11 protein-coding genes are annotated in these 15363 nt (G+C 44.7%); 10 read left to right on the top strand and 1 reads right to left on the bottom strand.

Annotated elements, in window-relative coordinates:
* The first annotated feature begins 23 nt into the window (after positions 1-23).
* From uvrA to KNL20_RS11435, 10 genes are all read left to right on the top strand, one after another.
* Positions 24-2858 carry an excinuclease ABC subunit UvrA gene (uvrA, locus tag KNL20_RS11480; RefSeq protein WP_230397885.1) on the top strand — a complete coding sequence of 945 codons (2835 nt, stop codon included), beginning with the start codon at positions 24-26 and terminating at the stop codon, positions 2856-2858.
* A 159-nt stretch (positions 2859-3017) separates the two neighbouring features.
* Positions 3018-4010, top strand: coding sequence for a rod shape-determining protein (gene mreB, locus KNL20_RS11475; RefSeq protein ID WP_230397884.1), 993 nt, complete (start codon positions 3018-3020; stop codon positions 4008-4010).
* A gap of 23 nt (positions 4011-4033) precedes the next feature.
* A complete protein-coding gene (gene recD2 / locus KNL20_RS11470; protein WP_230397883.1) occupies positions 4034-6262 on the top strand; it encodes an SF1B family DNA helicase RecD2 in 2229 nt (742 codons plus the stop codon).
* A gap of 52 nt (positions 6263-6314) precedes the next feature.
* Positions 6315-7013, top strand: coding sequence for a ComF family protein (locus KNL20_RS11465; protein WP_230397882.1), 699 nt, complete (start codon positions 6315-6317; stop codon positions 7011-7013).
* Positions 7014-7101: 88 nt separating this feature from the next.
* On the top strand, positions 7102-7533 hold the full coding sequence (locus KNL20_RS11460) for a hypothetical protein (RefSeq protein WP_230397881.1): 432 nt from the start codon (positions 7102-7104) through the stop codon (positions 7531-7533).
* Entirely contained in the window at positions 7530-8636 is a 1107-nt protein-coding gene (locus tag KNL20_RS11455) for a hypothetical protein (RefSeq protein WP_230397880.1), read from the top strand. Before KNL20_RS11460 ends, KNL20_RS11455 begins: the two co-directional genes overlap by 4 nt.
* A 51-nt stretch (positions 8637-8687) precedes the next feature.
* Positions 8688-9593, top strand: a complete 906-nt coding sequence (gene cdaA / locus KNL20_RS11450; RefSeq protein WP_331468175.1) for a diadenylate cyclase CdaA — start codon at positions 8688-8690, stop codon at positions 9591-9593.
* A complete protein-coding gene (locus KNL20_RS11445; RefSeq protein WP_230397879.1) occupies positions 9571-10869 on the top strand; it encodes a CdaR family protein in 1299 nt (432 codons plus the stop codon). The genes cdaA and KNL20_RS11445 overlap by 23 nt, the downstream gene beginning before the upstream one ends.
* 39 nt (positions 10870-10908) lie before the next feature.
* The gene (locus KNL20_RS11440; RefSeq protein ID WP_230397878.1) at positions 10909-11184 is read left to right on the top strand and encodes an HPr family phosphocarrier protein; all 276 of its coding nucleotides are present in this window, start codon (positions 10909-10911) and stop codon (positions 11182-11184) included.
* Between the two features lie 6 nt (positions 11185-11190).
* Positions 11191-12390, top strand: coding sequence for a D-alanyl-D-alanine carboxypeptidase family protein (locus KNL20_RS11435; protein WP_230397877.1), 1200 nt, complete (start codon positions 11191-11193; stop codon positions 12388-12390).
* A gap of 36 nt (positions 12391-12426) precedes the next feature.
* On the opposite strand, the gene KNL20_RS11430 is transcribed toward KNL20_RS11435, so the two are convergent.
* The gene (locus tag KNL20_RS11430) at positions 12427-15186 is read right to left on the bottom strand and encodes a YfhO family protein (protein WP_230397876.1); all 2760 of its coding nucleotides are present in this window, start codon (positions 15184-15186) and stop codon (positions 12427-12429) included.
* Positions 15187-15363: the final 177 nt, after the last annotated feature.

Raw genomic sequence — 15363 nt, 5'->3', positions numbered from 1 at the left:
ACAGCAAAAGGAGTTATATATATATGGCAAGTAAACAGAAGAAGGAGTTTATAAAGATACGAGGTGCTTCAGAGAACAACCTGAAGAGCCTGGATGTGGATATTCCCAGAAATGAACTTGTGGTTCTGACCGGTTTAAGCGGTTCGGGAAAGAGTTCTCTGGCTTTTGATACTATTTATGCAGAAGGCCAGCGGCGTTATATGGAGAGTCTTTCTTCCTATGCCCGTCAGTTTCTGGGGCAGATGGAAAAACCAAATGTAGAGAGCATCGAAGGGCTCCCTCCGGCGATATCCATAGATCAGAAATCCACCAACAGAAACCCCAGATCCACAGTGGGTACGGTGACAGAAATTTACGATTATTTTCGTCTGCTCTATGCCCGCGTCGGGATTCCGCACTGTCCCGGGTGCGGCAGAGAAATCAGCAAGCAGACGGTGGACCAGATGGTGGATAAAATTATGAGCCTTCCGGAACGTACGAAAATTCAATTGCTGGCACCTGTGGTCAGGGGCAGGAAAGGAAGGCACGAAAAGGTGCTGGACCAGGCGAAAAGAAGTGGTTATGTACGTGTGCAGGTGGACGGTAACCTATACGAACTGACCGAAGATATTACATTAGATAAGAATATAAAGCATAACATAGAGATTGTGGTGGACCGTCTGATGATAAAGGAGGGAATCCAAAAAAGACTGACCGATTCCATCGAAAGCGTGCTTGAACTGTCGGGCGGTCTTCTGGTAGTGGATACGATGGACGGCAATGTTCTGAATTTCAGCCAGAGTTTTTCCTGCCCGGACTGCGGAATCGGTATGGATGAGATCGAACCCAGGAGTTTTTCCTTTAACAATCCTTTCGGAGCCTGCCCCAGCTGCTATGGTTTGGGATATAAGATGGAATTTTCGGAAGAACTGATGATTCCGGATTCGTCCTTAAGTATCCTGGAAGGGGCGATTGTGGTGCTGGGCTGGCAGTCCTGTACGGATAAATCCAGTTACACCAGAGCGATTCTGGATGCACTGGCAAAGGAATACGGCTTTTCACTGGACACCCCATTTCAGGATTATCCAAAGAAAATACATGATATACTGATCGAGGGGACGAATGGAAAAAAAGTAAAGGTATACTATAAGGGACAGCGGGGAGAAGGCGTCTACGACGTGGCATTTGAGGGCCTGCTTAAGAATGTGGAACGCCGTTACAGGGAGACGGGTTCGGAAAGCACGAGGCAGGAGTATGAATCCTTTATGAGAATCACACCCTGCCCGGACTGTCGTGGGCAAAGGCTGAAAGCCACTTCATTAGCCGTGACCGTAGGGGATAAGAACATCTTTGAAGTTACTTCAATGTCCATTGAGAAACTGACAGCATTTATGGCAGATTTGAAGCTGAGCAGCCAGCAGAATCTGATAGGAAAGCAGATTTTAAAGGAAATCCGGGCGCGTGTTCAATTTTTGATGGACGTAGGTTTAGATTATCTGACACTTGCCCGTGCTACTGCAACATTGTCCGGAGGGGAGGCACAGCGTATCCGCCTGGCCACCCAGATTGGGTCAGGTCTTGTGGGTGTTGCCTATATTCTGGACGAACCGAGCATAGGCCTCCATCAAAGGGATAACGATAAACTTCTGAAAACGCTGCTTCATCTTCGGGATCTCGGAAACTCACTGATTGTGGTGGAACACGATGAGGATACCATGCTGGCTGCAGATTGCGTGGTGGACATCGGACCCGGTGCCGGAGAGCATGGCGGGGAGCTGGTTGCAATTGGAACAGCAAAAGAACTGATGAAGAATAAAAACTCTGTTACCGGGGCATACCTAAGCGGACGTATGAAAATTCCGGTTCCGGAGGCACGAAAGAAGCCGGCCGGATGGTTGAAAGTGTGTGGGGCACAGGAGAATAATCTGAAAAATATCGATGTAAAATTTCCTCTGGGCGTTATGACCTGTGTAACCGGTGTTTCGGGTTCGGGAAAAAGTTCGCTGGTCAATGAGATATTATATAAGAGACTGGCCAGAGAACTGAACAGAGCCAGAATTATACCTGGAAAGCACAAAAAAATTGAAGGCATTGAGCAGTTGGATAAGGTTATTGATATTGATCAGTCTCCGATAGGAAGAACCCCCCGGTCCAATCCGGCCACATATACCGGTGTTTTCGACATGATCAGGGACTTGTTTTCATCTACTGCTGATGCCAAGGCCAGAGGATATAAAAAAGGACGTTTCAGCTTTAATGTCAAAGGAGGCCGCTGCGAAGCCTGCAGCGGTGATGGAATCATTAAAATTGAGATGCACTTTCTTCCGGATGTGTATGTGCCCTGTGAAGTATGCCAGGGAAAGCGCTATAACAGGGAGACCCTGGAGGTAAAATACAAAGGTAAGAGTATCTATGATGTATTGGATATGACTGTGGAGGAGGCGATGACGTTCTTTGAACATGTGCCTTCTGTCCGCAGAAAAATAGAGACATTGTACGACGTGGGATTGTCTTATATCAGACTGGGACAGCCATCTACCACTCTGTCCGGCGGAGAGGCGCAGCGAATCAAACTCGCTACGGAACTGAGTAAACGCAGCACCGGGAAAACCATTTATATTCTCGATGAGCCGACCACAGGACTGCATTTTGCAGATGTGCATAAGCTGATTGAAATCTTAAAAAGGCTTTCAGAAGGCGGAAATACGGTGGTTGTCATAGAGCATAACCTGGACGTGATCAAAACTGCGGACTATATCATCGATATAGGTCCGGAGGGCGGCGATAAAGGAGGAACGGTGATAGCTTATGGCACACCGGAGCATATTGCGTCGGTTCCTGAGTCTTATACAGGACAATATGTCAAAAAATATCTCTAAAAACTGCTTTTCATTTCCTCACTCTATGTTTATAATGAATTAGAGGCGAGGGGAATTACAAGATATTGATTGGAGCGGGCAGATCTGGTACATCATGTGTTAATTGCGTATGAAATTCGGTGTACCGGGATTGAAAGCCGAATTGAAAGGGGATTTATTATGGCTGCGGTAACGGATATTGGAATTGATTTAGGTACGGCCAGTATTCTGGTGTATACGAAAGGTAAAGGAATCGTGCTGAAAGAGCCGTCTGTGGTTGCTTATGATAAAGACGCCGATAAGGTGAGGGCAATTGGAGAGGAAGCCAGGCAGATGATTGGCCGGACACCGGGTAACATCATGGCAATCCGTCCGCTTCGTCAGGGAGTCATCTCTGATTACATGATTACGGAGAAGATGCTGCGTTATTTTATTCAGAAATCCATGGGGAGAAAGTCATTCAGGAAACCACGCATTTCTATCTGTGTTCCCAGTGGGGTGACCGAGGTAGAACGAAGAGCAGTGGAAGAGGCCACATATCAGGCCGGTGCCAGAGATGTGACGATTATAGAAGAACCTATTGCAGCGGCTATCGGAGCCGGAATTGATATAACAAAGCCATTTGGCAATATGATTGTAGATATCGGAGGAGGCACAACCGATGTGGCGGTAATTTCATTGGGAGGAATTGTTGTTGCATCTTCCATCCGGGTGGCTGGTGACAATTTTAACGAGGCAATTATACGATACGTAAGAAAGAATCACAAGTTATTCATCGGAGAACAGACGGCGGAGGCGGTAAAGCTGAAGATAGGTACCGCTTATAAACGCCTTGAGGAAAAATCCATGGATATCAAAGGGCGCAACGTTGTAACAGGGCTTCCGAAGACCGTTCATCTGACATCACCCGAGGTCTGCGAGGCTTTGAAAGATACGGTGAACCAGATTGTGGAAACCGTTCAGAATGTTCTGGAGAAAACACCGCCGGAGCTGGCGGCCGATGTGGCGGACCGGGGTATTGTACTGACCGGCGGCGGAGCACTTTTAGATGGTATAGAAGAGGTGATTCAGGAAAGGACAGGTATCAACACGATGACAACTGAGAATCCTGAGCTTGCCGTGGCTGTGGGTACCGGAAAGTACGTTGAGATGATGGATAAATTTAATCATTAAGAGTACGAGAGATGGCAGGGAACATGAAAGATAAAGTAGAAGGCTATGTGGAACATATCATTTTCAGAAATGAGGAGAATGGATATACAGTACTGAATTTAAAGGTGGAGGCCAGTGAGCTGACCTGTGTGGGAACCTTCCAGTACGTCAATGAAGGAGAACTTCTGGAGGTTACGGGAGAGTATACGGCACATGCCGTATACGGACAGCAGTTCCGGGTAGATGCCTATGAGACCAGATTACCGAAGGATTCAGAATCCATGGAACGATATTTGGGTTCGGGAGCCATCAAAGGCGTGGGTGCTGCTTTGGCAGCCAGAATTGTCCGCAGATTTGGAAAGGACACCCTGCGAATCATAGATGAGGAGCCGGAAAGACTGTCCGAAATCAAGGGGATCAGTGATAAAAAGGCAAGAGAAATCGCAGTGCAGGTATCAGAAAAGTCTGAGATGCAGGACGCAATTATCTTCATGAGCCAATATGGAGTTTCACTGGGACTCGGAATCAAGATATTTCATCAATACGGAGATAATGTTTACCGGATACTGAAAGAAAATCCTTATAAAATTGCGGAGGACATACCGGGGGTTGGATTTAAAACAGCCGATGAAATTGCATCCAGGGCAGGAGTACACATGGACTCGGAGTTTCGCATACGCAGCGGCTTGTACTATGTGCTTTCCCAGGCGAGCGCCCAGGGGCATATCTACTTGCCGAAACATGTATTATTTCACAGAGCAGAGGAGATGCTGGGTGTTCATTCAGAATCTATGGACAAGTATCTGATGGATATGGCCATAGACCGGAAGGTAATCTTAAAAGAAAAGCAGGATCCGGAAGGAAGGGTTCAGACGACTGTTTACGCAAGCCAGTTCTACTATCTTGAACTCAATACAGCACGTATGCTTCATGAACTGAATATTACATGTGAAGATGACAGGGTGCAGGTGGAGCACCGTATTCAAGGTATCGAAAAAAGCTCTGAAATCGAATTGGATGATATACAGCGGCAGGCCGTGATTGAAGCTGCATGTGATGGGCTGATGATTTTAACAGGCGGACCGGGTACCGGTAAGACAACCACGATCAATGCCATGATAAAGTATTTTGCATCGGAGGGGATGGATATTCTTCTGGCGGCCCCGACAGGGAGGGCTGCCAAACGTATGACTGAGACGACGGGCTATGTGGCTTCCACAATTCATCGCCTGCTGGAGATATCCGGTGTCGTAGATGAGTCTTCTTCAAATGTGAATTTTGAAAGGAACCAGGACAATCCGCTGGAGGCAGATGTGATTATCATAGACGAGATGTCTATGGTTGACATTCAGCTGATGCATGCACTTCTGACTGCCATAGTACCCGGAACCCGTTTGATTCTGGTGGGAGATATGAATCAGCTGCCCAGTGTGGGTCCCGGCAGTGTCCTGCGGGATATGATACAGTCGGGGTGTTTCCGGGTGGTCGAATTGACCAGGATTTTCCGGCAGGCTGCAAAAAGTGACATCGTAGTGAATGCGCATAAGATTCATGCCGGGGAGCAGATTGTTCTGGATAATAAAAGTCTTGATTTTTTCTTCCTGAAGCGATATGATTCAAATCTCATTCTTAATGTAATCCTTACACTGATTCTGAAAAAACTCCCGAAATATGTGGAAGCCGGATCCAGAGATATTCAGGTACTCGCACCCATGCGAAAGGGAGCTCTTGGAGTAGAAAACCTGAATAAGGTCCTGCAGCGGTATCTGAATCCGCCTTCCGGAGATAAGAAGGAAAAAGAGACTGTGAATGCGGTTTTCCGGGAAGGTGACAAGGTAATGCAGATTAAGAATAATTACCAGCTGGGATGGGAAGTAAGAGGACAATATGGAATTGCAGCCGAACAGGGTATGGGAATCTTCAATGGGGATTTAGGAATCATCAGTGAGATTAATCCGTATGCCGAACTGTTGACTGTAGAGTATGACGAGCACCGCTTTGTAGAATATACATACAAACAATTGGATGAGCTGGAGCTGGCCTATGCCACTACCATCCATAAAGCGCAGGGGAGTGAATACCCTGCCGTGATTATTCCCCTGCTTGGGGGACCAAGGATGCTTATGACCAGAAATTTGCTTTATACGGCTGTTACCAGAGCACGAAGATGTGTGGCACTGGTGGGAAGCGACGTGACTTTTCAGGCAATGATAGACAACCATCAGGAGGAAAGCCGGTATACGACGCTGGCTGAGCGGATTGCAGAGATGTAACAACGTAACAAGGCTGTACAGGAAGAGAGTCATCGGGGAGAGAGGACTCTGAATGAAATTTTTAGATATCTTATATCCTAAGCGCTGTGCCTTATGCGATTGCGTAGTTTCAGGCCGGGAGCACCCGGTCTGTTTGCAGTGCCGGGATGAAGTAAAGCCAATCACAGGACCCAGATGTTTACGATGCAGTAAGCCTATAGACAGTGATGAGAAAGAAGTTTGTCTGGACTGTGAAAGACATGAGTTCAGTTTCGACTGTGGGTTTGCTGCTTTCTTATATTGCGGCAAAATAAAGGCATCCATAGCAAGATATAAATACGGCGGCAGGCAGGAATATGGCAGATTCTATGGAGAGATGCTGAACCTGTTTGCATCGTCATATGTAACATGCTGGAAGCCGGAGGTGCTGATTCCTGTTCCGGTACACGCAGGAAAGCTAAGCAAAAGGGGATATAATCAGGCGAAAGTGCTGGCAGATGTATTAGGCGAAATCTGGGGTATTCCGGTGGATTCCCGTTCTATGAAAAGGAAAAAGAAAACCCGTGCACAAAAGAATTTGGATCCAGCGGAGCGGAGACGAAATTTAAGAGAGGCATTTACCTTAGTGCAGGAAATAAGGTACAAAATTGTAGTGCTCGTGGATGATATATATACTACAGGAAGCACGGTAGAGACACTGGCCCGGCTTCTCAAAGAGCATGGAGTGGAGAAGGTTTATTTCCTGACTGTATGTATCGGACGGGGACTGTAGCTGAATAGTAACAAGAACTTCTTTTCATAACTGGGGAAGTATGGTACAATATCTTATGAATTGTAGAGATTCGGATAAAGGAGAGTCTATGCTGAACACAGAGAGAGTAGCGCTGATGACCAGATTGGCCCGCTATGAAAAGAAGGAAGAAAAGAGATATCTGAAAATCGGCAAATACTACCGCAGTGATTATATCGGTATTTCTTTGCTGAAGAATTTCTTTGCTTCTACAATTGCCTATATCCTTATACTGGGGTTAGTTGTGGTATATAATATGGAAACCGTGATGCATAAGATGAGCGGTTTGAAAGTAGAATCATTTATTTTTGAAGCAGTTGTGGGGTATATATTAATGCTGGCCATCTATTCCGGCATCACCTACACAGTTGCTTCTATTCGTTATGCAAAAGCAATAAAAAGTTTGGAAGACTATGACAGGTCCCTTAAAAAACTGGAAAAAGATTATATGATAGAAACACAGGGAGCCCTGCGTAAGAAACCGGGAGGGCATTTTAGATGACAGAATTACTTGAACTCAAGGAGAAGTTACAGATTTTATATGGAAAATATAGTTTCTATGCGAATGCCATATTAAAATTTCTACTGGCAGTTTTTGTTTTTACAAATATAAACAGAAATCTCGACTACTTAAAAGTACTTAATAATTTTTTTGTAATTCTGATTCTGGCCTTACTTTGCTCGATACTCCCAATGTATATGATCGTGATATCCGGTGGAATAATAATTACATTGCATACTTTTGCACTGGGTATTGAAGTAGGTGGAGTTACCTTATTATTGTTTGCACTTATGTATCTGCTCTATTTCAGATTTTCCTCCAAAGATGCGCTGGCCATAGTCATGACACCAGCCGCCTTTTCTTTGGGTATGCCGTGTATGATACCGCTTGGATGTGGTCTTTTAAGAGGACCGGGATCGGCGATATCTATATGTATAGGCACGATAACATATTATTACATACGGACGGTCAGGGAGATTGCGGAACCATTAAAAAAGCTGGAGGAGCAGGATATACTTGGCAATGTTCAGGCATTGATTGGTGGTGTCTTTCATAATAAAGCAATGTATGTATTTATAATTGCCGGTGCTGCAGTTGCTGTTATTGTATATGCCATACGTAGAATGAGCGCGGATTTTGCGTGGTATCTGGCAATCGGGACAGGATGCTTATGCTATATCATTATAGCCATGTGTGCTGCGATACTGCTGAAGGCAGAGGTTTCAATACCGGTGGTTTTTATAGGGACAATCGGCTCCGGCTTATGTGCCCTGATTTTAGAATTCTTCGCTTATCATGCGGATTATCGAAGAAGCGAATTTCTGGAATATCAGGATGATACTTATTATTACTATGTGAAGGCTGTGCCTAAGAAATCCGTGATGAAAAGAAGAAGCGGTTCGAAGAACAGCAATCTTTTAATCCCGGACATGGCGGGAAAGGATCCGGACAGTCAATCTGAAGATTTTGAACGTTCTGATGAGCTGGAGCTTTCAGAAAAATCTGCATATCCGGAAGAAACGGATGCACAGCCGGGGTTTTCCGATATTGATTTTGAGGAAAAACTGGAGAAAATTTTAGAGGATATTGAAAATGCTCCATAATTAAACCTATACAGCTTATCGGAAGGAAAAAAGTGGAAGGGAAGTGATGCTTTGGATAAGATTATTACATGGTTTAAAACACAATTTGTTAATTTCACATTTCCACGTCAGCTTCCGAAACATGTGGAATTTATAGATATTGTACAAATTCTGATAATTGCTTACTTTGTATACCATCTGATTCTCTGGGTGAAAAATACGCGGGCATATCTTCTGCTCAGAGGTGTTGTCTTTATCGGTGTATTTATTCTGATTGCCAACTTTTTTGAAATGGATGTAATCATCGAGATCTTTAAGATGGTAAGTGTCGCCGCCATTACAGCGGTAGTGATTGTCTTTCAGCCGGAACTGCGCCGGGTTTTGGAGCAGCTGGGAGACCGGAATTTTTTTGATTCGTTCCTGATTTTGGGAGCGGGCAGTGTGGAAGATAATTTAAGATTCAATGATCAGACGTTGAACGAACTGGTCCGTGCAAGCTTTGAGATGGGCGAGGTAAAGACAGGTGCGCTGATTGTAATTGAGCAGAACATATCTCTGGCCGATTATGAAAAAACCGGTATTCCTGTTGATGCCGTTCTGACAGGGCAGCTGCTGATTAATATATTTGAGCATAATACACCGCTGCATGACGGTGCTGTCATTGTAAGAGGGGATCGGGTGGCTGCTGCGACCTGTTACCTTCCCTTATCCGACAGCATGGCAATAAGCAAGGAACTGGGGACCAGGCATCGTGCTGCCATAGGAATCAGTGAGGTCAGCGACTCTTTGACAATTATTGTATCAGAAGAGACCGGTCATGTTTCTATTGCGTTAAATGGTGAAATCAGGACAGCAGTGTCTTCCAGCGATTTGAGAGAACAGCTTCATAAGATTCAAAAGCTATCAAAGCAGCAGCAAAAAACCAGGTTTCAGCGTTGGAAAGGGCGGGTAAGAGATGAAAAAACTACTGAAAAATAACCTGGCCCTGAAAATTATTTCTGTGATTGTTGCAATACTAATCTGGTATGTGGTGGTGGAAGTCAGTGATCCGATAAGACCCCAGACCTATGATGTCCCTGTCAATATTACGCATGCAAATTATATTGAGACAGGAAAGAAAACTTACCGGATTGATGATCAGTACAAAACCATCAAAGTTACCATCCGGGATAATCGGACGGCTCTCTCAAAGATTAAAGAGGCGGATATTGTAGCAGAGGCGGATTTAACTCAGATTGTAGATATGAATACCTCGCCGGTATATGTTCCGGTTACCGTGTCCTGCCCGGGCATAAGGGGGGAGAACATATCCTTGTCCAGAACAACAATTCCTGTCATCATAGAAGACATCGAACAGCAGACCTTTAATATCGATGTAGACACCGGAGATACAGTCCCGGGAAGGGATTATGAGGTCGGTAAGATAACGCTGAATCCTAAAACGGTGACCATAACAGGGCCTAAATCCATCATTAAAAAGATCGACCGGGTAAAGGCTGAGGTCAGTGTGGACGGTATGACGGAAGATGGAGAAAAGACAGCGAATCTGGTAATCTATGATAAGAACGGGGAACCGGTCACCTCGGATATGGGCTATCTGAGATTTGACATCGGATCCACACCGGTACAGGCTTCCGTTGATTTATGGAAGAAAGAGAATGTCAAGATAAATATTGAACTGGAAGGAAGCCCTGCCAGGGGCTACCAGGTTGGTGAAATCATTACCTCGCCTTCAGAAATTACGGTTGTAGGGACAGATGAGGCACTGGCAGAACTGGAGCAGAATGGAAACCAGATAACGATTCCCGTTTCGAAGGAAGTGGTTGACATAAAGAATCAAAAATCGGACGTGCGGGGAACCCTGGAGCTTAGCAGTGTGTTTGATAAGGATGGCACGATACGTCCGAGCGAAGGCGCGGCCGCCATTGTCATCAATGTGACGATCCTTCCCAATGGAAGTAAAGAATTTGATCTGGATGTGGAGGCGATAAAAACGAATGGACTGGGTGAAAACATGAGTCTTTCTTATGATCAGCCTACCTTGCCGATTCGTATTAAAGCATCGGATGATTTACTCGAAACCTTTGATTCTGCTTCCATGATTGATGCTTCCATCGATCTTACCGGTAAAGGGGAAGGCGATTATCCCGTCGATGTTGGTATTAAACTGCCGGATGGGTATGAACTCGTAGATACACTCAAGACAACTGTACATCTGAAACAGAAAGTCCAGGGAACGAATACGGGACCGTAAGGTCAGGCAATATATAGGAGGAAGTAGGAGGAAGTATTTATGGTTAGCAGAAAGGTCAAAGTTATAAATCCTTCAGGTCTTCACTTAAGACCTGCAGGAATCTTGTGTAATAAGGCGATGAATTATAAATCGCTGATTACCTTTGAATACGAGGATAAAATCAAGACCGGCGTAGCGAATGCGAAAAGTGTCTTAAGCGTTCTTGGGGCATGTGTAAAGTCCGGGGATGTGATTGAACTGAAGTGTGAAGGAGAGGATGAAGAAGAGGCTCTGGAGGCCTTGACCTTGGCGATTGAAAGTGGGTTAGGAGAGTAATATAAAATGCGGGTAAAGCGAATGACAAAAAAGGCGGTGCTAGGTTTAGCCGCTGTGGCACTGATTTGTGTGAATATGACAATGAATGCAGGGGCAGCAGTTAATAATGCTAATGTATTTCCGGTCGAAACAAACAGCTGGCAGGGATGGCCCCAGGCGCCCGATATTTCCAGTGGCACTGGAATTTTGCTGGATGCAAAGACAGGACAGATTCTCTATGATAAGGGAATGGATGACCAGAGATATCCCGCAAGTATTACAAAAATCATGACATCTCTGGTGGCTATAGAAAACAGCACGCCTGAAACGCAGGTAACATTTACACAGACAGGTATGGCAGATGCCTATTCGGGAAGTTCTAATATCATTCCCAAGCTTGGGGAAACATTTACGATGGAACAGTGCATCTACATGATTATGCTGAAGTCGGCAAACGATGTCTCTACCCAGGTGGCTGAGACCATCGGGGGCAGTGTTGAGAATTTTGTTAACATGATGAACCAGAAGGCTGAAGAGTTGGGATGCATAAACACACATTTTAATAATGCAAACGGACTTCCGGATGACAATCACTATACATCCGCTCATGACATGGCATTAATTGCCCAGACAGCCTTAAAGAATGAAACCTTCCAGAAGGTTGTAAATACCCGCGAATACGTAGTACCAGCCACAAATCTGTCAGGAGCCCGGGATTATGCCAACCATCATAAGATGCTGCTGGAGGGAACCAATTGGAGCTATACGGGATGTGTGGGAGGTAAGACAGGGTATACTGATGCATCCCAGAGTACACTTGTGACTTATGCCGAACGAGATGGACTGGAATTAATTGCGGTTGTAATGTATGGTCTCGGAGATGATGCAGTGTATGGAGATACCACACTTCTCATGGATTATGGGTTTACGAATTTCAAAGCAGGTGAGGATGGGAAGATACAGACAGCCGATAATAAAATCATTTATGAAAATACGGCATTAACGAAGAAGGAATATGAAAAGAAGACGGCTGAACCCACACTCTCTGAAGAACCGGAAGACACGCCTGAGCCAGAGAAGGATTCCGTAATCTCTGATTCAGATACAACTATTAAAAGGGCAGATATGGGTGCCTATATTGCGATGGGTGTTTTATCCGGACTTGTTTTTCTGGGAGTTGTGTTGATTATCGTAGTATTGGTCAAGAATAAAAATAAGAGAATCTGATGTTACGGTTCAGTAATAAGGGCTTGCCCCCGGCAGTTATAACTGCCGGGGGTTTCTTTTTCTGGATATCCATGTAATCGAAAGGAAAACCAGAAAGGATATTCCGCTTAAAAGAATTCCTTCTTTTAATAAAGGAGCACTGTAGGTGAGCGTAAAAGTATGGCGGCCGGCTGTGACATAAAACCCTGAAAATCCATAGTCTGTCCGAATGAGTTCCGCAGGTTGCCCATCAACGGACGCCTGCCAGCCGGTCTCGTAGGGAATAGCAAAAAATGCAAGGCTGTCCCGGTCAGCCGCAATGGTGCCCGTTAGTTTACTGTCATTCGTGGTATTATTCACAACAATACCGGGATCTTCGGATAGGCTGCCGGCAGGACTCTGCGAGGTAAAGGACACACCGCTTAATGTAAACTCCACACCCTGATACCGTGTGATACAGTGCAGATATCTTGTATCAGCTGGAATCGTGAGGGAGACCGCATAATTCGAATCTGCGGAATGTGTCAATCTGGTAAGTTCAAAGCTTGAGGTGTCTGCCTTGCCGTTATTTGTAATAAATGTAATGGCAGGAGGCAGTTCGCAGTGAATGTTAAAATGCATGGTAACAGGGGCATTCTGCCCGGAAAGCTCCGGGTTCAGTGGTATATTTACATCGGTGCTCCAGCTTATGGCTTTTGTATCAGAATCCAGGAAGGTGCTAAGTGCAGGTGAATCATAAGATACATAATCGGGCAGATTCCGTTTTGTAAAGGCACTCAGGCGATCGGCGGGAATGGAGAGCGGGCCGGGCGATTCGGTGATTGCTGTCTGCGATAAAAGCCCGGAAGCATCAATCGATGGCGCGGAGGCTTCATAGGTAGCCTGATCCATGGTCTGCGTGTACAGACGTCCGACAGACGCTGCATATTGATTCTGATACAGGTATAAAGAACCAAATTGCTTTACCAGCTGATAAGCATCACTGCTGTAATTCCCGTCTTCGGTCACAAGATATTTAATTCCGAATAAAGTGGCAAATACATCATCATGCGCGATGTGGCGGTATGTGGTTCTGGAGAAGTTAAACAAATTCATATTCGGAATGATTTTTTCGGTGAATTCAATGAGGTTTTTGTTCAGCGTTGAATTATAGGTACCGATTCCACGGTAATCCTGTGCACAGGATTCCATACAGTAAGAAGCCCTCGCAAAGGTTTTTTCCAGACGGTAAAAAGTCGGGTCTGTATTCTTCACGTAATTTAGCAGGGATTCCATGTCTGAATTATAGAGGTAATCAAAATAATCTGCATCTCCCTTTACAACAGAGGAACGCCCTCTGGCTGTTATATGTGAGTCACTAATGACGCTGAGTGCGGTAATAGATGCCAGCAGTACAAACAGTGCGGACGGAGTCAGCCTGGATAAAGTTTTCTTACGGGACACCAGAAACAGGAGCAGAATCATAAGGAGTGCGCTTCCCCATAAAATCAGGATATTCAGTTTTACCGAAGGCGTCAATGCAACTCTTTTATAACAAAGAAAATAAAGTATGGTGCTGCAGACCACGGTTATAAGAGCCCCGGGAATATGAAAAAACTTTTCCGTAAAAATCACATCGGTCATTTTTGCAATCAACAGTGCAAACAAGGGCATCAATACAAATGTATGTCTTGAAAACGGAGATGAAAATCCATTAAAAATCAGACTGCCTGCCATAAGGAGTAATGCAGCACCAGTCAGGAAAACCAATCCCCACTGCGTAGCCTTTTGGCGGAGGCTTTCCTTGGAATGGAACAGATAAAAAATATACTGTACAGCCAGAACCACAAACAATACAGAGAAAAACACATTTGGTGCTTCATAATAATTCGTATACCCCCGGTAAGGCATGTAGATGTCGGCATTCCCGATTCCTTCCAGGTTTGATGAAAAAAACCGAAGTATCAAAGTGGGGTAATATTCCAGGGGATATGGGGCAATACTTGAGAAGATACGCTGAAAAATTCCCATATTACTATCCAGACGAGAGGAAACATTATTTACAAGCGCAAAGGCCGGAAGCAGGGAAAAAAGCCCCATACAGATTCCCAGAAGCATGGAGGAACAATTTATGAAAAATCTTTTAAAACGTGTTTTCCATGCCAGATTCTCCATAAAAAACAGGCGGAAGATAAGGTAAATGCCTCCGGTTATCATCGTCATATATCCTGTATAATAGCTATAGATAATAATACAGGTGGTAAGTATGGCAACGGAAGGGGAAAACCGGTCCCGGTGCAGTGCTTTTTCCAACAGAAACAAAAATAACGGCAGATACACCATGATCATTGAAAATTGATAATGCTGTCCCCAGACAATCAGAAAACCGTTAAAGGCATAAACATAGGATGCCAGCAGACGGCTTCCGGTGGAAAAAGAAAAACAGGAAAGAAACTGATAACACATCAGACCTGCCAGAATAATCTTTCCTATATGAATATAAATCAGCAAATAAGGCATGACTGCCGGTCCGAAGACGACGCCTGACAGATAAAGAATCATCAAAGAGGGATCGAACAGATTCAACTGCAGCATACTTGTTCCAAACCCATTGGTAAAATCCCAGGCAGAAAAGTTGCCGTCACGGATATGATTTACGATTGAATTGTACTGCATGATATATTGCTGCTGTGTATCAGCACCTATGTCATTAAAGATAAAAATGGAATTGCCGAAGACATACTGGTAGTAGACCAGACAGGCAGAAACAAGCAGTCCGAGAGCCAGGATCAGGCGCGGATACTTTTTCAACATTTTTAATTTACTGGAAAAGAACATAATAATACCTCAATTCTGAAAATAGTCCTATGTAGTATAGCATGTTCGGGAAGGGGTGTCGATAAGTAAAGAAAAGTTCCGCTATAACTGATGTCTATTTATGTGAATTTTCTTTTACAGGCCTTGAGCCCTATATATTTATTTAAATATTCCTGCTTTTTACAGTTAATCATTTAT

It is taken from the genome of Novisyntrophococcus fermenticellae (assembly GCF_018866245.1).
GTDB lineage: Bacteria > Bacillota > Clostridia > Lachnospirales > Lachnospiraceae > Novisyntrophococcus > Novisyntrophococcus fermenticellae.
Note: the sequence above shows the minus strand (reverse complement) of the source record. Positions and strands in the feature narration are given on the sequence as shown.